Below are 19,030 nucleotides of genomic sequence, written 5' to 3'. Positions count from 1 at the left end.
CGACCGGAAATCAACCGTCAGACCGGGGGCGTCAGGTCGCGCACGACGACGATCTGCTTGAGATTGTTGTCGGTCAGCGACGTCCAGTTATACTCCCATTCGGAACTGTCGATGCCCATCTGGTTGATCGTCCACAGGCCGTTGGTGCCGTCCGGCATGCGCGCCAGGCTGAACAGAGCAAGCCGGCCATCGGCATTGTAGTTGAGCGTCAGGCGCGTCGAGCGAAGGGATGCGCCGAAATCGCGCCATCCCGACCAGTTCTGGGTGTAGGCATCCCATTGCGCGTTGAATTGGAGGAAATGCTGGTCGGCGGCGACCAGCACGATATCGCCGTCGCCCTGGATGCCGGCGGCAAGCGCCAGGTTGGACGCCCTGGAGTAGCCAGGTGTCGCCCACTGCGTCCACGTATCCGATCCGGCGGGCATCTGGCGCGTATGCAGCACCTGGCCGCTCTGGGTCAGGGCGAAGAGATTGGTGGCGCCGAGCGGGCCGATCACCGGCGCCATCTCGATGAAGCCGCCTGTCTGGGTCGTGTCGATCTGCACCCAACCCGTCCAGTCGGCGGCCTTCAAGGCCCGCGCCTTCGCCTGCTGGCAGCGATAGAGATGCAGGTTCGAATTGATGCCGAACAGCGCGATGCGGCCGTCACCCTGGCGTATCGCCGAAACCGTCACCAGCCCGCCGGGGATCTGGATCCAGTCGCTCCACGGTTTGGCCGGCGGCGCCGGCACCTCGACGGTGACGACGATCGGCGTCGTCGTGCCCGGTGGCGTGATGGTTTTCTGCACCTGCACGATCTGGTCCGGATTCTGGTAGATCCACCAGATGCGGCTCTGATTGTCGGTGACGAAGACTTCGATGTGGCCATCGGCATCGCGCGCCATCGAAAGCTTCTGGTAGCTGGTGGCGCCGGGCGGCGTGCCGATGCTCATCGGCGCGGTCCATTTCTCGACCGGGCCGATCTGGTTGGCGTCCTCGGTGATGAAGGACAGGTTGGTGGTTCCCGATGGCTGCGCGACCACCGCGACGCGGCCGTCCCTGGTCAGCCCCGCCGTCATGATCACCCAGGCGCCGGGCGCGATGAACGACCAGGCCGAAGGCCATGGCCCGTTCGGCGAAAGCTGCGCCTTCTGGATCAACTGCCCCTTGGCGGAATCGATCCCCACCACCATCAGCCGCGACAGTTCGAAGAACGAAGCGCCGGCCGGCTTGTGCTGGTAAATGGGTGGGGGGCTGGACGGCGCCGGGCGAGCCCTGGCCCTGGAGGGCGCTTTCCGCGCCGGCGTCTTCGCCGCGGGGGCCTTCGACTTCGGTTCTGCGTTCTTGGCCATGATATCGGTCCTGCCCTGTTGGCTCGGTCAGCCTCTTGGTGGGAAAATGCCTTGCAGCGCGATGCAGAAATAGCAGGTGAGATAGGGCTGCATATTGTTGTGCGGCTGGTCGCCGCCGATCGGCCGCACCGCCTGATCGCTGAGCGGCGTCAAAGTGGCCGTCGCCGAGTAGGACTGCCCGGGAGCCGTCCGCGCGAAAGATCGTGCGGGACTTGGCGCCGCCAGATTGGCGGGATTGACGTTGGCCATCAAATTGTGCCCGTGCTGCGGCATCTCCGATATCAGCAGCGACACTGTCTGCGAACCGCCCGTCTCGCCGAGATCGTGCAGCGAAAGCCCAGGTCCTTGCCCTGGGTGCATCGGCGCGCGGCCTTGCAGATCGGGCAAGGCAAAGTTGGACTTGCCGTCGCCGCCATAAGTGGTGCCGAGCAACGAGAACAGCGCGGTGTTCTGCGACAGCGGTAGGAGCTGGCCATCGCACCAAGCCCAGCCGCTGGGCGCGAAATTGAAGGGAAAGATTCGGATTTCGGCGACGAATGGGTCAGCCATGATGTCCTCTCAGGTCGGCGACGGAAAAATGCCGAAAAGCGAAATGATAAAATTGACGCAGAGATACGGCTGGAAGTTCGTATGCGGCTGGCTACCGCCGGTCTGCCCGGCCGTCTGCGGGGACATCGCCGCAGCCGCCGGTGCCTCACGATAGATTTGTGACGCGCCGAGCTGCCCGGTCATGTTGCCGGCCGGGGTGCTTGCCCCGGCATTGTTTAGCGAAGCAAGGAACGGATGCGTGTGCGATGGCATCTGCTGGGGCGTAAGCGTGACTTCTTCCGCGCCACCAGTTTGGGAAAGAATGAAATCGGCGCTTTGATGGATCGGAAGGCGGCCGCGCAGGTCGGGCAGCGCGAATGTGCTCTGGCCATCGCCGCCATAGGTGGTACCGATCAGTTGGAAAAGCGTCTCGTTCTCCGAGATGGGCAGCAGCTGCCCTTCGCAGAACATCCAGCCGGCTATCGCAAAATTGCCGGCAAACATGCGAATTTCGCCAACGAAGGGTTGTCCCATGGCTGCGCTCCCTCAATTCGGCGACGGGAAGATGCCCTGCAAAGCGATGCAGAAGCTCAGGGTCAGAAATGGCTGCATGTTCAAATGCGCCTGGTTGTTGCCGACGGAGGCCAGCGTACCGGGATCCATCGCCGTGACGTTCCCGGGCGGCGTATAGGTGTTGGCGACGGTTGCCAGCAGATTGCCCGTGGGCACCGGCACATCGGCACTGGCGGTGGTGGCCTGCTCGACATGACTATGAAACGGCAATTCCGCGATCGAAAGCGTGTGCACCTGTTCGCCGCCGCGCTCGCCCAGCGTGTGCCCGCCGCCGACATGAATCGGCACGCGCCCGCGATAGTCGGGCAGCGCGAAATTCACCCGGCCGTCGCCGCCGAAGGTGGTGCCTAGCAGCGAAAACAGCGCTTGGTTCTGATTGATGGGCAGCAACTGTCCATTGCAGAGCGCCCAGCCCTTTGGCGCGAATATGAAAGACATGATTCTGATTTCGGAAATAAATGGTTCCGACATCGCCACCTCCTCGTTGTTTCCGCATACTAACGCACCACAGTGACATTATGCAACGACAGGAGAATCGCAAATAGAGAAATATCTTGAATGCGCTTTTATTAAAATTCGGCAGAAATCCATTTAGCAACTGGGTAGAAATCGTCATCGCTCGAACGTTCCCCGAGTGAATACCAACCTGATCAAACTGAACTGCCGCATAGAGCCCGATCAAAGGTTGAGAACCTTAGTGTTGCTTGCCGAATAAATGATTTGGTTGATCAGGGCGGCGTTACCGGCAGAGTATTCACCAGCACGATTGTACCCACTCCACCCGTGTCATCGTAGGTAGGTGCGCCGACATTGTCGTCCTGTACGACGCCTCCGGCGGTGCCCGCCACCGAGCCGTTGCGAGACAGATTGAAGTGTGTACTGGCGTTGAAGTTGCTTAAGCTGACGTCCACAATTGCATTTGGCCCGCCGGCGAAGGTGTTTTGCTGCACACCCGCACCGCCGAGCACGAGGTTCATCGTGCTTGTATCCCCGGCCGTGCCGCCATTATCGGCAAAGAATGCGGAGAACGGGAATGCGCTACCTGGCGCAGTCACACTGTTGCCGAACACTGAAGCATTCATTGTCGCGCCACCATCGTTGTTCTGCAGGTGGATACCTGTATTGCCCCAGCCGGCGATGGTGTTGTTCTGGATAAACGTGGTCAACGAGCCGCTGGCGCCTGCGGAGCGGACGAAGATGCCATCGGAATTCGAGCCCGTTTTGGCAACCAGCGTGTTGCCGACGATTCTGCCGGTCATAGTGCCGAGGTCCTGCCCCTTGGCGACGAAGATGCCGACCGTGTCGAAGGCATTGGCGCCGCCATCGCTGTTGACGTTGTTCGAGATGTTGAAGGTCGTCGTCGCGGCGGACGTGTTGCCGGCAGAGCCGCTGCGCACCGAAATTGCCGTGCCGCCGCCCGGTATGATCGTCTGGCCATTGTGGAAAATATTGTTGGTGGCGACCACATCCATGGTCGTATTGTTGTTGGCGACCGCCTCGAAGAAGTCGGAGCGCGTGCCAGAGAACGTGTTGTTGTCGAGCGTCACATTCGCGGTTGCGTTGTTGTAGACGGTGAAGCCGACATTATCGTTGCCGAGGGTTGAACTGATCAGGCCGAACGTGTTGCCGCTCATGGTCAGCCGGTTCAGCGTGCCGCTGGTGTTCCAGACGGCGAGATTTCCGTACGCGCCGCCGCTGATGTTGGAACCAGTTATCGAGGCGCTGCCGAGCAGATTGTCAAAGCGGACAGCGCTTTCTTCAATATCGCCGGCATTGTTGGAGCCGTTGACGCCGCTGATGGTCATGCCGGTCATCGTGAAGCCGGTAACCGTCTTGCCGTAGATAGCGAAGTTGGAGAAGTCGTTGAGCTGCATGTTGGCCAGCGACACGTTCGCCGTGCTGCGCAGGAAGATACCGGTGCCGCCTGTGCCGGACGTGGTGTTGCCGGCTGCGGTGCTGCCGTTGAGGATATCGCCGCCGGTCTTATTTGAGATCGTGCCGCCGGAACCTGCACTACCCGTACCCGTCACGGTCAGTCCGCCGCCTGAGCCGGTGTTGTCGAGGACTATGCCTGCGTTGCCGCTCAATCCTGTGGACGAGATACTCTGGAAATTCAGCCCGCTGGCGCCGATCGTCGTGTTGACGACATTGAGCGCCGTGCCTGTGCCGGACGCGATCGTGTTGCCGGCGCCCTGCACCGTCACCGTCCCTCCGCCCGTGGCGCTGAAGCCGTCGCCGCTCGTTGTGTTGATCGCCAGCCCGCCATTGGTGAAATTGATGGTTGCGCCGGGATTGCTGGTCAGGATGACGGCGGCGTTGACGCCGGTCGAGAGCGTCTTGACTCCGCCGCCGAAGTTGATCGTGCCGCCAGCGTTGCTGAGCACGGCAATGCCCAGCCCGCCATCGTTGCGGGTGATCGAGCTGGCGCTGTCGAAATTAACCGAGCCGCCGGCCATGCCGCGGATGTTGGCGACATTGCCGCCAGGATTGGTGATGTCGACATTGTTCAGGTTGACGACCGCGCTGACGTCGTCATTGCCCGGCGTGCCCTGGTCGCCATCGACGACGAAGGCATTGTTCGCAGCCCCTGCGTCGGTCTGGATGGCGACATTGTTGAAGGTGTAGGTGCCGGTCGCATTGTTGGTCGAATCGCCGAGAATGACGATGCCGGCCGTGCCCGTCAGGCTGGCATTGTTGACGGTGACGCTGCCCGCCGCGCCGTCGATCACAATGCCGGTGCCGCCGGTGTCGTTGAGCCCGTTCGCCACGGCGGTGGTGAAATTCACCGAACCGCCGGCGGTGTCGGCGACGACGATCATGCGCTGGCCGGCGGTGGCTTGCGTGATCGTGCCGGCATAGGTGACGGTGGCGGTGCCGCCATTGACGTTGAACGCCGTGCCGCTGGGGCTGACGATGGAGGTACCGGTACCGAAATTGAACGTGCCGCCAGAGCCGTTGAGGATGTCGACGCTGGCATTGCCGCCATTCAGCGTCGTCGTGCCGACGAAACTGTAGATGCCGTCCGCATTGTCGAACTGCAGGCCGGTACCGTTCGTTGCCGACAGCGCGCCGGTGGCGAAGTTGAGCGTGCCGCTGTGCCCGCCCGCGACGCTGACCAGGGTCGCATTGTTCGACTGGCTGACATTGCCGGTATAGTTGAGGTTGGCGGTGCCGCCGCTGACAGCGATGGTTGCCGCGCTGCCGCCGACCAGCGTGCCGGCGCCGAGATTGATCGTCCCCGACCCGATGACGTTGGTGAGGACGACGGCGCTGTTGCCGCCGGCGCCGTTGCTGGTCGAGGAAAAATTCATGCCGGTGGCCGCGACGGTGACGCCGCTCAGGTTCATCGCCACACCGGTGCCCGTGGCGATGGAGTTGCCCACGCCGGTGACGCTGACCGTGCCGAAGCCCGTGGCATTGAAGCCGGCGCCTGCCGAGGTCACGATCGTCAGACCGCCGCCGTTGAAATTGACCGTGACCGGGGCGCTGTTGCCGGCAATGTCGACGCCAAGCCCGCCGCCGCTCATGCCGATGGCGTAGCTGGCGCCGCTGATGTTGTAGGTGCCGCCGGTGTTGGCGGTGATCGATATGCCGGTGCCCCCGCCGGTAAAGCTGTTCGAGGCGCCGGACACCGTCACCGTGCCGCCTGCATTGTTGTTCAGCGATATGCCCAGCCCGCTGGCCGTCAGATTGCCACTCAGGGCGACGAGGCCGGCGCCGGCAAGCCGGCTCTGGACATTCAGCGCCGGACTGAATGCGCCCGAATTGCTGACAGTGCCCGAATTGCTGACGGCCGCCGTGCCGCCGACGACATTGAACGACGCGCCCGTTGCGCCGGTCAGCGAACCAGTTCCAAGTCCGACGAAGCCAGTGACATCGGTTAGGCTGACATTGTTGACGCCGCCGGCCGACGATGTCGAATCGAGCGCGATGCTGGCGGCGACGCCGGAGAGATTGATCGCTGTGCCGCTGGTTGAGTTCACCGTCTGGGCGGCAGCGGTAGCTGTGATGCCCATCGTGCCGCCGGTTCCAACAATGCCGGTGCCGCTGGCGGTGTCGATGGTCACGCCGCCGGTGAAGCTGACCGTGCCGCCGGTTTGCGAGACGCCGACGCCGGTGGTCGTGTCAATGTTGGCGAGGCCGGTGATGTTGAGCGTACCGCTCGCCACCTGAATGCCGCCGCCCACCGTGACGGTGCTGTTCAGGGTCACCGTGTTGAAGGTGAAGACGCCGGTGTTACCGGCGTTGATCGTCATAATGCCGGCAGTCGTCGCCGCGGCAACGCTCGTGTTGCCGGTGACGGTGAAGGTACCGGCGACGCCGTCGAAAATGATGCCGCCGCTGCTGCCGCCTGAACTGATGCTGGTCACCACCATATTGACGGTCAGCGGATCGAGATCGAACGCCGCGCCATTCCCCGTGAAGACGCCGCCGCTGCTGCTGTTCAGCGTGAAATTGGTGGTCTTGGTGTTGGCGAGGACGCCGGTGCCGCCATTGTTGAAGACGCTGAACGCGCCGAGATCGAGGGTGCCGCTGGTGTTGGTGAAGCTGAGGCCGTCGCCCTGGACGCGCCCTGGGCCTGGTGAGCCAACACCGATCGTTCCGGCGCTGACAGTGCCGCCGGCGCCGTTGGAGTCGAAGCGGACATTGTTGAAGGCGATGCCGCCGCCAGTGCCGCCGAGCACAGTGTTGTCGGCAAAGGACTGGATCTCGACCGAGTTGTCCGTCGCGCTGATGTTCTGGCCGGCAAAGGACGCGGCCAGCGCCGATCCCGTCGATTTCAGCGTATTGCCGTCGATCGAAAGCAGAAGCGTGTTGGCCGGCGCAGCTGATGTGGAGAAATCGAGCGCCCTGCCGCCGGCCGCGATGTCGTTGTTGCGGAGGAAGAAACTGGAGGCGGACGTCGCGTTGACGGCGACACCAGTGCCGGTGCCTGTGTTGCGGATGATGAGGTTCTGGAGGCCGCCGGTGACGACGCCCGAGCCTGATGTCGCCAGATCGACCACCGAGCCGGCGGTGTTGCTCTGCAGGATCGGCCGTAGCGTGTCGATGCCCGCCGGTGCCGCGATGATCGGCGAGTTTTGCACGGTGGTGAAATGGAACGCAGCCGAAGCGCCGGCGCTGGTATCGACGCCGAGCTGCGAGACATCGACGGCCGCGTCGTCGCTCTTGAAGGCGAGCAGTACCTGCCCGTCATCGAGTTGGAACGACGTACCGCCGAGGTCAATCGTCGCCTGGCTGCCGTCGACGTTCTTGTCGATGAGCACAATGACATTGGCGGTAGATGCCTGGGCGTTGGCATAGGTGCCTGGATTGAGCAGGCTGCCGTCGCCAAGGGCGGTGGCATCGGCGGTGACATAGTAGACCTTGTACGAAGACAGGTTCGACGTGTCGCCGCTGAAGTTGACGTCGTTGAAATTGTAGTCGCCCGATGTCGGCAGCGTGTCGGTGGCGTGGATGACCTGGCCGTTGCCGAAGGTCTCGATCTTCGATTCGGCCGGGCTGCCGCCGTCGCCGAACACCAGCCTGGCGTTGGTGGCGCTGGAGAACTGGACGCCCTGGGCGACCTTGGTGATGGTCGACGTCTGACCAGCAGGGCCAGGATTGTTGTTGAGGAGGTCACCGAGCTGGATCTTGCCGGTGCCGGTCGTGCCGGCCATGTCGATGCCGATCGACCCTGTGGAGTTGCCTCCATCGACATCAAAATCGTCCGCCGTGATGGTGCTCGTGCCGAGCGCCGCACCGTTGAGGTCGAGGCCGACGGCGTTGGTGGCGCTGGCCGCGATCCCGATGTTCAGGCTGTCGAAGCTCAGCGCCGAACCGAGCGTGCCGGAAATGTCGACGCCGCGCGAGGTGATGTTCTGCAGGTTGACCGCGCCGAGGTCGATGGCGCCGCCGCCGACATTGTTGAGCGACACCCCGGTCGCGGCGCCGTTGCTCGAAATCGAATCGAAGGTGATGCCGCCTGCGCCGACCGTCGCGCTGTCGAGATCGAGCGCGGTGCCCGTGCCGGTGGTGATGGTGTTGCCGGCGCCGCTGACGCTGACCGTGCCGGCGGCGAAGGTGCTGGCGGTGAAGCCGGCGCCGCTCGAGGTGGTGATGACGAGGCCGCCATTGGTGAAGGCCAGTGTGCCCGTGCCCTGGGTCGGACCGATGCTGGGGAGCTTGACGATGGCGCCGTTGGCGCCGCTGCTGGTGTCGAATATCTTCGAGGTGCCGGAGAAGGTGGCCGTTCCCTCGGACGATCCGTCAAACAAGACGCCGACGGCGCTCCCGGTATGATTGATCGTGCTCGAAATATTGTACACGCCCTCGGCGTTGCCGCTGAAGGTGAAGACCGCTGTCCCCGGCAGTGCTACTGCCGAGGTCGAAACGACCGAACCGCTCATGTTGAGCTCGCTCCAGTCGCCGCCGCCGACTTGCAAGACGCTGCCCGCGCTGACGTTGATCGAGCCGGTGTAGTTCAGTGTGGCGTGGACAAGATCATTGCCGCCGGCGAGCGTGATCGCTGAACCAGTGGTGCTTGTCGTCGCGCCGATGCTGGCGCTGCCGCCATTCCCGCCAACGTTGACGGTCCCGCTCGAGGTCGTCAATGCGATACCGATCTCGGCGCCATCGATGTTCAGGGTGGATCCGGCGACATTGGCGATGTTTATGGTGCCGACCAGCGGCCCACCAATATCGAACCCTCTGTAGCTGACGTCGAGATCGGTCTTGCCGGTGAAATTGACCACGCCGGCGCCGCTCAGGCCGATCAATGAAGCGCCGATGTAGCCGGTATCCCTCAGGCCGCCAATGTTGACGTCGCCGCCGAGATTGATACCTCCAAGCAGCACACCAGCGCCGGTACTCGTGGATACGGCCGAGACGCTGTCGAAGGCAACGCCGCCGGCGCCGACATTGGCGCCGAACAAGATAAGACCGTCGGCGCCGGAATTGATCTCGTTGCCCGTGCCGGTGACCGTAACGGCGCCGGTGGTAAAATCTCCGAAGGCGATGAAGCCGGTGCCGGTCGTCGTCGTTATGTCGAGACCGCCATTGGTGAAATTGATTGCGGAATTGGTGTTGGGGGCCGGTGTGCCTGCGGGGAAATTGCCAACGAGACCCAGGCTGACGGCGTCCGTCGCGCCCGAGCTGATCACCTTGCTGGTGCCCGAGAAGGTGATCGCGGCCGAGTCGTTGCCGGCAATGACGATATTGCCGCCAGCGGCCGCGTTGGTATCAGTCAGGTTGCCCGACAGCGTCACCGAGCCGCCAGTCATGCTCTGGATCGAAACAGCCGCGCCGGTGCCGTTGCTGTTGATGGTGCCGGCATAGGAGATGATCGCGCTGCCGCCGCTCCCGGCAGTCGTCGAGCCGACATTGAAAGCCGTGTTCGCGCCGGTGTTGGTCAGCGTGCCGTCGCCAATGGTCACCGTGCCGGTCAGGTTCTGCAGGTTGATGCCGCCGCCGGTCAGCGTGCCCGCCGGACCGCTGTTGGGCAAGCTGCCACGCGTGACCGTGATGTCGCCGCTGCCGCCATTGGCGTCGAGCAGCGTGCCGGCGACGTTGATGTTGTTGTTGGTGATCGACAAATTGGTGTCGAGGCCGACGACCTTGAACGCTGTCTGGCCCACGGCGACATTGCTGACCGTGACGCCTTCGATGAAGATGCCGCCGGTATTGACGAAGCCAGCCGCGCTCCCGTCGACGAGGAAGACCGAGCCGCTGCCGCCGCTGAAGTCGAAAGCGGTGTCGCGCACCTGGTTGTTGCCGAGCAGATGCAGGGTATCGCTGCCCGTGCTCTTGACCACGCCCTCATCGCCGGTGACGTTGCCGCCAGTAGCGCCGAGATTGCCCTGGACATTGACCGGCTGGACGGTACCGGAGGTGAGGATGGAGGCGCCGTTGCCGAAGCCGATGATCGACTGGCCGGAATCGAGCGTGAACGGGGTGCCGCTGAGATCGACGGTGCCGACAAAGGCGAAGTTCAGCGTGCCGGTCATGGCATCGGCCTCGGCGACCGTGTAGGTGGTCACGTCGGCGCTGAGCCCGTCCGTGTTGGCGTGGACGATGCCACCGCCCTGGGAAATCATGATGGTCCCACCGACCGCGCTGGCCAGATGGGCGGCGCCGGTGAAGTTGACGTCGTCGAAATCATAATTGCCGAGCGTCGGATCGAGCCCGATCGTGTTGACGGTGTAGCCGCCGGCGGCGGCGCTGATGGAGGACTGCAGCCCATCGGCGGACGTGCCGTCGCCGAAGGTGAAGTTGGCGTTGGCCGAGGTCGCGGTGGCGCCGCTCGACGACAATTCGACGCCGACGCCGACATTGGAAATGCTGGAGCCGCGCAGGAAGGTGATGGTCTTGTTGCCGGTCGTCGACGACAGGTCGATGCCGCGCGAGGTCAGGCTGCCGGTGCCGGTGATCGTGGTCAGGCCGAAATCGGCCCTTGTCGAGGAACCGCTGAAGTCGATGCCGGTCTGGTTGGCGCCAACCTCGTCGATCGTGGTCGTGCCGAAGCTGATATGTTCGTTGATGTCGAGGAACTCGATGCCGGCGGTGCTTGCCGCTCCCAGCGTAACCTGGGTTGTGCCGAAGGTGACCGTGCCATTGTCGGCAATGAAGATGCCGGTGCCGCCAGGCGTCGTCACGGTGACCTCGCCAAAGCTCGCCGATGCCGTGCTGGCGACATTGGTGACGGACAGGCCGGTGCCCGTGGCATTGGTGATCGACAGCGGCGCGGTCGCGTTCAACGTCGCGGTGCCGCCGAGGCTGCTGACAAGCGCCCCGCCGCCACCCGTCGCCGACAAGGTCGGGCCAGTGAAGCTGATGGCGCCGCCGGCCGGGGTCAGCGTCGATCCGACATCGAACAGATCGCCGGTGCCGGTCGAGGTGACCGTACCGCTGAAGGTCACCGAGCCGCCGGTGGTGCCGTCGACCTTGACCGCCGCGCCTGGCGCGGTTGCCGAGCTGGAGACGTTGGCCGCTACGCCGACTATCGCGCCACCGCCGGAAACGACGACACCGTCGCCAGCGCCCGAATTGGTGATGGTGCCGCCGAGGATCGTGATCGAGCCCGTATTGTTGGTCAGGCTGACATCGGTGCCCGCGACATTGGTCGTCACCAGATTGGTGATGGTGAAGGTCGATGACGAAGCGTTGATTGCAAGGCCGTTGATGCCGGCAGCGGTGCCGCCGACAGTGACATTGCCACCCAGGAACTGGCCGCCCGAGACGGCATTGAAGTTGAGCGCCGTGGCCGTCGCAACGCCTGTCGTGATGCTGTCGAACGCCATGCCGCCGGTGCCGATGGTGATGCCGTCGAGATTGATCGCCCGGCCGGTGCCGGTGGTGATCTGCTCCGTGCCCGCGGCCGCGACTGTGATCGTGCCGCCCCCGGTGGCATCGAAGCCAGTACCGGTCGTCGTGGTCAGGTCCAGCCCGCCGTTGAATTTCACCGTGCCGCCGGTGTTGGCGGACAGGTCGATCGCGTTGGCCGAGCCCGTGCTGGCGGTGATCTTGCCGCCGAAGGTGGCGGTGCCGCCGGTCTGGCCGATGATCCTGACCGCGTTGGCCGCATTGGCCTGGTCGATCGTGCCGTTGTAGGTGACGTTGGGCACCGCACCGTTGATGTTGAAGGCTACATCGCCCGTGTTGGTGATGGAACTCGCGGCCGCGAAAGTCAGCGTGCCGCTCGAGCCGCTCCAGATGGCCACGCCCCTGCCGCCGCCACTGATGTCGAGATCGTCGAAGGTGGCCATGCCGTCGAAATTGTTGGCGAACAGCCCGACGTTGGCGGCACTGGTAATCTTGGTGTTGCCGGTGAAATCGACGGTCGCGCTCGAATCGACAAGCACGATGCCAGTTTGAGATGCGGTCTGGACGGTCAGGTCGTCGACCGAGACCGTGCCGGTCACACCATTGAGGTAGAGGCCGGACCCGACATTGCTGGCCGTCACGCCCTGGACGGTCAGGCCGTTGATGCCCAGGCCGTAGATCGCCGAGCCGGAACCCCCGGAAATGTTGAAATCGAGCAGCGTGTTGCCGTTGCCCAGCGTCACGACATTACCGCCGCCGGAACTGGTCAGCGTCGCCGCACCCGCTGAATCCGATATGGATTCGTCATGATGGATGTTGGTGCCGGTGACATTCAACGGCACCCCGCCGAGCGAGAACGCGCGGTCATTGCCGAACGAGGCCAGTTCCTGTCCGTCGCTCAGCGAGAAGCCGGTGGCGTCGTCGATTGTCCCGCGGTTGACCAGGACAATGATGGCGTCGCTGGCGGTAATGCTGTCGGCATATTCGATCGAGGCGAGGTCGGTGATCGACGTGCCGCCGCCCGAAGCCCCGGCCGCAACGAAGATGTAATTGCGCAGATCGTAAAGTTGCGGGCCGGTAAACGCGGTCGTGCCGAAAGCGTAGTGGCCGCTGCCCTCATTGAGCCCGCGCGCATCGAGCGAGGCGGTGATGCCGGAGATGGAGCTGGAATTGCCGCCGAAGGTAAATTCGGCGTTGGCCGTGGCGCCCGGCGTGCCGGCAATGCCCAGCCGCACGCCGGTATCGACATTGGTGATGACGCCGCCATCGGTGATGATGATCACCGCGCCGCCAACGCTCGGCGACGTCAGATCAATGCCGATCGAGCCGGCAGCACCGGTGCCGGTGATGCTGAGCGACTGCGCGGTGAAATTGGTCTTGGATCCGGAGAAGTCGAGGCCGGTGCCGACACCCAGTCCGGAGATGACGATGTTGCCGGCGACCACCGCCGCATTGACGCCGGCAAACGAGATGCCGTCGGCGCCGGGGTTGGTGATGCTGATGTCGCCGAAGCGGATCGTCGCCGGCGAATCCGAAATGGCGATCGCCGGTCCGGTCGTGTTGGAGATCGTCGTCGCACCGTTGACGGTGAAGCTGCCCGCGACATTCTCCAGCACGACACCCGACGTGCCGCCGCTCTGGCTGATCGAGTCCAGCACCACATGGGCAGTGATCGGATCGATGAAGACGGCGGTGCCGCCATTGCCTGACACGGTGCCGCCGGTGGTGGTGAACGTGCCTCCGGTCGACGTGCCCTGCACGGTGATGCCGCGGTCGGTATTGTCCTGCGCATTGACGGTGGCGAAGGTGTAGGTGCCCTTACCGGTGATATCGAGACCGTCGTCGAGATTGCCCTTCAGCAGCGTCGTGCCGGTGAAATTGTAGGTGCCGTCGCCGTCGATGTGCAGGCCGTCGAGGCCGTTGCCGGTGGCGGTGAAGTTGGAGCCGGTGATGCCGGTCGAACTGCCCGTGAAGTCGGCGCCGTTGCCGCCCGCACCGGTGGCCGTCACATTGGTCAGCGTCGCGCCGGTGATGTTGTTGCCGAAGATGCCGTCGCCGCCGCCGGTGATGGTGATGCCGCTGAGCGTGTTGCCGTTGCCGAGCGTAAAGACGGGGTTGGCGACGTTGGTGCCCTGGATCGTGCCGTCGCTGCCGCCCAGGTTGAAGGTGCTGGTGCCGCCGCCGAAAAGCCTTGCGGTGACGCTTTCGCCGCCGCCGATGACGGTCTGTCCATTGGCAAGCGTCACCCCGCCAGTCGTCAGATTGCCGTTGCCGCCAAGCGCGACGACAAAACCGTTCGCACCCGACTTGGTCACGGCGTCGTCCAGCGTCGTCGGGTCGGCCAGCGTGCCGGCGCCGGCGAGGCCGCCATCGGCGTAGTAGAACTTGCCGAAGGCGGCATTGGTGGCGGCGTTGATGGCGACACGCGTCGTCGTGCCGCCGGTCAGCGTCTGCGACTGGACGCGGACGCCGATATCGCCACGCACGCGCTCGTTGACGCGCTTGCGCAGGCCTTCGCTGACCGGATAGACCGGCTCCGGCCCGCTATCGGCCCCATTGGCGGCGTGGTCCGAGCCGCTGCCGGGATTGAACGGGATGTTCAGCCGCACACTGCCGGCGAACTGGGTGTCGTCGCGATTGTCGTTGCGGACCTCGCCGGCGAAGACCAGTTCCGTGTTGCTGCCGAAGACATCGCCGATCATATACTCGAAGCCGGCCTTGGCGCCCGTGACGCTGCCGTCGTCGCCATGCGGATCCTCGAAATGATAGCCGCCAATGTCGAGCCGCAGCGAATGCTTGTCGGGCAGGTTGACCGGCACCTGCGCGCCGATCTCGCCCTCGATGCCCCATGCCGCGTAATCGCGGTGGTCGAGGACCGAGATCTGCTCGATCAGCTGGTTGCTGACCATCGACAGGGTTGAACTGGTCGAGTGATCCGTCGAATCACCCTTGATCGGCAGATAGACGTTCACATGCGCATCGAAATGAGGCGTGATCGCTTCGGCGCCCAGCGTGGCCGCGGTGAACTGGGTGGAGTTGTAGTTCTCGAGATTGAGATAGGCGTAGCCGCCGATCATCAGGTCCGGGTTGACGATGCGGCGAATGCCGAGGCCGACATCCTGGCCGGAACCATCCTTGAAATCGTGCTTGGCCCGGGCATCCAGGAACAGCACGGATTCGGCCGTCTGCTTGAGCGGGATGAAACCTTCGAGCGCGCCGTTGCCGCCATTGTTGTCGGCGCCGATGATGGCGCGGATCTGCGGCTGCCATAGCCCGTTGGGATCGCCATAGGCGGCCATGCCTGAAAGGCTGAGCGCCAGCGTCGTCAGTGCCGCCATCTCACCAACTTGCCGAGGCGTCTCGGTAGTTCCCATCCCTGGCGAGTCCTTCGGGGACTGCATGCACCCCGTGTAAAATCTTACTCGAATTCTATTGTATAGCGAGTCTCCGGCGCTTCGATTTCTGAGGGCCTCCTGCAATATTGTTCGTTGTATCCGAAAAGCCACAGTAATTTCGCCGGCTTGCTTGCCTCCTGCTCGGCTTCCGGAACAGTCGCGGGTGTTGTATCAAGCCATGCTCGGGAGAATACCGGGCGCGGCGAGGAAACATGCAAGGCATCCGGCAAAACAACATGACATTTACTTTAGCAAGCCTAATTTATTTGGCATGGCCGCGGGGCTGGCCGCCCTGTGGCTTGCTCTGGCCACCGGCCCAGCCCTCGCCGAAGATGCCAAGCCGGCCCAGCCAAAGCCGGCTGAAAGCAATGCAAAACCGGCCGATGCCAATCCGTGGGCGGTGAACTGCTCCAGCGGTTCGGCGACCACCGAGCTTCAGTGCCAGCTTTCGCAGAACCTGACCGAGGCCAAGACCGGGCAGCGCGTGCTGACCGTGACCGTGCGCCGCGACAACGGCAATGGCAGCCTCGCCATGCTGCTTGCCCTGCCGCACGGCCTGTTCCTGCCGTCCGGCGCCTCCTTCCAGATCGATCAGGGCCAGAAGACGACGATTGCCATCCAGACCAGCGACCAGAACGGCGCCTATGCCGCCACGCCGCTGTCGGCGGATCTCATCAAGGCCATGAAGTCGGGGACCAATCTGAACATCGGCATGGAATCGGTCACCCGCAAGCCGGTCACCATCCCGGTGTCGCTGGCTGGCTTCACCGCCGCCGTCGCCAAGCTGGAATCGATCAAGTAGCTGTTGTCAGCGGCTTGATTGTACGCACCCGGAATGCTCCGTTGCCGCTTCGGACAGTGGAGAAACCCATGACAGGCTTTGTCGACCGCCAGCGCGCGGCGCAACTGATGGACCGCGCCGGCATCGAGGCGCTGGTGCTGTGCGCGCCCGAGGCCTTCCACTATGCGACCGGAGCCTCGATCGGCCCGGCGGGACTGTTCCGGCGCGCCGGCGCCGGCTTTGTCGTCATCCCGGCTGGCCGAGACCTGCCGATCGGCGTCGTGGTGGCGGACTTCAATGCGGGACAATTGCAGCGGGTTCTGCCGGACGCTGTCATCCGCAGCCACCCGATCTGGATCGAAGCCGCCACGCTGGACGCCTCGGCGTCAGGGCAAGGGTTGCCGCAACGCATCGAGGCCGGCCTTGCCGGCCGGGCGCCGGGTTTTTCTCGGCCCGCCACATTCGAACTCGCCCGTGCCGTCGACGAGCTGAAGCAAATCCTGACCGGGTTTGGGCTCGGGCGCGCAAGGGTCGGCGTCGACCTCGATTTTGTTCCCGCCGCCGATTTCTCGGTCATGCAGGCGCTGCTGCCGGCCTGCACGATGGTCGACGGCTCGGCCGTGCTCGACAGGTTGCGGGCCATCAAGTCGCCGCGCGAGATCGACCTGCTGCAGCAAGGCATCATCCTGTCGGAAGCGGGGCTGGAGCGGCTGCAGGTCGATGCGATGGCCGGCATGCGCCAGGCCGATCTCATGGCCCTCTACCGGCAAGGTGTCGCCACGGCCGCGGCCGGACTGTCCCATCCGGTCCAAACGGCCGAATATGTGACGCTGGGCGCTCGGGCCAAAGATGCCGATGCGAAAGCGATGCCTGGCGATCCGCTGAAGTGCGACATGGTCTGCACGGTCGGCGGCTACGCCTCCGACATGTCGCGCAACTTCACCTTCGGGCCGCCATCCGCCGAGCAGGCCGAACTGCACGCCATCGCCGAGCGGGCCTTTGACGACGGCCTGGCGTCCCTTGTTGCGGGAACCACGCTCGCCCACGTGCATCGCGTCGCCACCGACAGCCTGGCGGCAAGGGCTGCGCACCTACCACCGCGGCCATTTCGGCCATGGCGTCGGCCAGTCGGTGTTTTCCGAACAATGGCCGTTCATCGCCGCCGACAGCGATGTCGTGATCGAAACCGGCATGGTGCTGGCCTTCGAGATCCCGCTCTACATAGACGGCCTCGCCAGCTTCAATCTCGAGGACCAGTTCCTGATCATGCCGGACGGGCCCAAGCCGATGAACCGACTGCCGAGGCGGCTGGAGAGGATTGGATAGGGAGGCGGGTCACTGCAGGGGCAGCGCTCTACGGCGCCCTTGCCCTACCGGGCATCTCCCCCTCAAGGGGGGGAGATTGGCAGCTTCGCCGTCTCGCCCACCTTACCGTGTAGATGATTTGGCGAAGGCTGTTGAGCGCGTAATCTCCCCCCTTGAGGGGGAGATGTCCGGCAGGACAGAGGGGGCGCCACGGAACTCGGCGGTGGGCTGCCAAGCACCTAACCACTCACCGCCGGCCTTCTCCCCCTCCACGGCATCTCTTGTTCCAGCTGCGCCGACGCGGCCAGCACCGTCGCCTCGTCGCCGTAGCGGCCGACGAGCTGCACGCCGATCGGCACGCCGCCTTTCGACCAGCCGAGCGGCAGCGAGATCGCCGGCTGGCCGGAGATGTTGAAGGGAAAGGCAAACACCGCGTCCGTCCATTTGGCATTGTAGCGGTCGATATCCGTCTCCGACATGTCGTAATAGCCGAGCGGGCGCGGCAGCTGCGTCAGCGTCGGGGTGATGAAGAGATCGTAGGCGCCAAGGTCGCCGACGATGTCGCGGCCGACCTGCCTGAGCTGCTCGACGTCGGAGATGTGCCTGGTGCCGCTGGTCGCACGGCCGCGCTCGATGATCGCGAAGGTCACCGCCTCGACATCGCCCGGTGTCACCGGCCGCCCCATCACCGTTTCAAGGTAGTCGAAGGTCGCCGCCGTCTGCACGCAGGTCATGTTGGTGTAGGTCTTCCACACAGCATCGGCGTCGAGCGGCATGTCATGCTCCTCGACATGGTGGCCGAGCCGCTCGAGTACCGCCACGGTCTCCAGCACCGCCGGCTTCACCTCCGGATCGATCGCGGTGCCGTTGGGCGGCGTGACGGAAAAGCCGATGCGCAGCTTCGTTGGCGCCCGCGCCGACAGGCTGAGCCAGCTGCCATCAGGAACCGGCGGCGTGTAGGGGTCGCCCGGCAGCGCGCCGGCGACCGCGTCGAGATAGGCCGCCGTGTCACGCACCGTGCGCGAGCAGCAAAGAAAATAGGCGCCGCCATACCAATAGTCGCCGAACGGCGCGAGGCTGACGCGGCCGCGCGACGGCTTCAGGCCGACGATGCCGCAGCAGGAGGCCGGGATGCGGATCGAGCCGGCGCCATCGCTGGCTTCGGCGATCGGCACCATGCGCGAAGCAATCGCCGCGGCCGCTCCGCCGCTGGAGCCGCCGGGCGTGATGCCTTCCTTCCACGGGTTCTTCGTCGCGCCGTAGAGCTTTGGCTCGGTGGTGATCGACCAGCCATTTTCTGGGGCGTTCGACTTGCCGACCAGCACCAGCCCGGCCGCCTTCATGCGGCGAACCACTTCGGTGTCGAAATCGGCGACGACATCTTTCAGGTAGAATGAGGAGTTGGTGTTCGGCGCCCCGGTCCAGGACGAGGCCAGCTCCTTGAGCAGGAATGGCACGCCGGCGAAGGGCGCTGATGTGTCGACCGTCTGCGCCTGGGCGCGCGCCATGTCGTAGAGGCGATGGATGACCGCATTGAGCGTCGGGTTGAGCCGATCGACCAGCGTGATCGCCGCTTCCACCAGCTCCGCCGAGGTAACGGCGCCGCGCTTCACCAGCGCCGCAAGGTCCAGCGCGTCGGACTCGGCATAGGTTTTCAGCAGACTGTCGGTGACGGCGGCCATATCTCTCTCCTTCGGCGGATAGCTTGTGTTGATGCTGCTCCTGCGGAGAACTGTATTGGGGCATCGGCCCCCTCACCCAGCCTCCGCTTCGCTCGGCTGACCTCTCCCCGAGGGGAGAGGAGACTTGCAGCGCCA

The 19,030-nt window shown here is 64.3% G+C and carries 8 protein-coding genes and 1 pseudogene; 3 read left to right on the top strand and 6 right to left on the bottom strand.

The genetic code is table 11. The features are described from left to right. Positions 1–17: 17 nt before the first annotated feature. The 5 genes from A9K65_RS04695 to A9K65_RS04675 form a co-directional block, all read right to left on the bottom strand. Positions 18–1,331: a hypothetical protein gene (locus tag A9K65_RS04695; RefSeq protein WP_064992651.1), complete on the bottom strand. Its 1,314-nt coding sequence runs from the start codon at positions 1,329–1,331 to the stop codon at positions 18–20. 27 nt (positions 1,332–1,358) lie between these two features. Further along, on the bottom strand, positions 1,359–1,880 hold the full coding sequence (locus tag A9K65_RS04690; protein ID WP_064992652.1) for a tail fiber protein: 522 nt from the start codon (positions 1,878–1,880) through the stop codon (positions 1,359–1,361). A 9-nt stretch (positions 1,881–1,889) separates the two neighbouring features. Then, a complete protein-coding gene (locus A9K65_RS04685; RefSeq protein ID WP_064992653.1) occupies positions 1,890–2,393 on the bottom strand; it encodes a tail fiber protein in 504 nt (167 codons plus the stop codon). Between the two features lie 12 nt (positions 2,394–2,405). Then, entirely contained in the window at positions 2,406–2,903 is a 498-nt protein-coding gene (locus A9K65_RS04680; protein ID WP_064992654.1) for a tail fiber protein, read from the bottom strand. A gap of 257 nt (positions 2,904–3,160) precedes the next feature. Further along, positions 3,161–15,106 carry a hypothetical protein gene (locus tag A9K65_RS04675; RefSeq protein WP_198327562.1) on the bottom strand — a complete coding sequence of 3,982 codons (11,946 nt, stop codon included), beginning with the start codon at positions 15,104–15,106 and terminating at the stop codon, positions 3,161–3,163. A gap of 292 nt (positions 15,107–15,398) precedes the next feature. Here A9K65_RS04675 and A9K65_RS04670 point away from each other — a divergent pair, with 292 nt between their 5' ends. The 3 genes and pseudogenes from A9K65_RS04670 (at position 15,399) to A9K65_RS35890 (ending at position 17,234) form a co-directional block, all read left to right on the top strand. Further along, positions 15,399–15,929, top strand: coding sequence for an invasion associated locus B family protein (locus A9K65_RS04670; protein ID WP_064992655.1), 531 nt, complete (start codon positions 15,399–15,401; stop codon positions 15,927–15,929). A 68-nt stretch (positions 15,930–15,997) separates the two neighbouring features. Beyond that, positions 15,998–17,053, top strand: a pseudogene (locus tag A9K65_RS04665) (M24 family metallopeptidase); the annotation flags it as partial. Continuing rightward, positions 16,959–17,234 (top strand): M24 family metallopeptidase, encoded by a 276-nt coding sequence (locus A9K65_RS35890; RefSeq protein WP_348629603.1) that lies wholly within the window; start codon positions 16,959–16,961, stop codon positions 17,232–17,234. The pseudogene A9K65_RS04665 and the gene A9K65_RS35890, both read left to right, overlap by 95 nt. Positions 17,235–17,452: 218 nt before the next feature. Here the strand turns inward: A9K65_RS35890 and A9K65_RS04655 are convergent, their stop codons facing one another. After that, positions 17,453–18,895: an amidase gene (locus tag A9K65_RS04655; RefSeq protein WP_064992656.1), complete on the bottom strand. Its 1,443-nt coding sequence runs from the start codon at positions 18,893–18,895 to the stop codon at positions 17,453–17,455. Between the last annotated feature and the right edge of the window lie 135 nt (positions 18,896–19,030).

This window comes from Mesorhizobium sp. WSM1497 (genome assembly GCF_001672455.2).
In the GTDB taxonomy this organism is placed as follows: Bacteria; Pseudomonadota; Alphaproteobacteria; order Rhizobiales; family Rhizobiaceae; genus Mesorhizobium; species Mesorhizobium ciceri.
This window is presented reverse-complemented; position numbering and strand designations above follow the sequence as displayed.

Bases quoted from the DNA above. Each gene is read 5' to 3' on its own strand.
- A9K65_RS04695 (WP_064992651.1), bottom strand. From the start codon at position 1,331: ATGGCCAAGAACGCAGAACCGAAGTCGAAGGCCCCCGCGGCGAAGACG.
- A9K65_RS04690 (WP_064992652.1), bottom strand. From the start codon at position 1,880: ATGGCTGACCCATTCGTCGCCGAAATCCGAATCTTTCCCTTCAATTTC.
- A9K65_RS04685 (WP_064992653.1), bottom strand. From the start codon at position 2,393: ATGGGACAACCCTTCGTTGGCGAAATTCGCATGTTTGCCGGCAATTTT.
- A9K65_RS04680 (WP_064992654.1), bottom strand. From the start codon at position 2,903: ATGTCGGAACCATTTATTTCCGAAATCAGAATCATGTCTTTCATATTC.
- A9K65_RS04675 (WP_198327562.1), bottom strand. From the start codon at position 15,106: ATGGGAACTACCGAGACGCCTCGGCAAGTTGGTGAGATGGCGGCACTG.
- A9K65_RS04670 (WP_064992655.1), top strand. From the start codon at position 15,399: ATGGCCGCGGGGCTGGCCGCCCTGTGGCTTGCTCTGGCCACCGGCCCA.
- A9K65_RS04655 (WP_064992656.1), bottom strand. From the start codon at position 18,895: ATGGCCGCCGTCACCGACAGTCTGCTGAAAACCTATGCCGAGTCCGAC.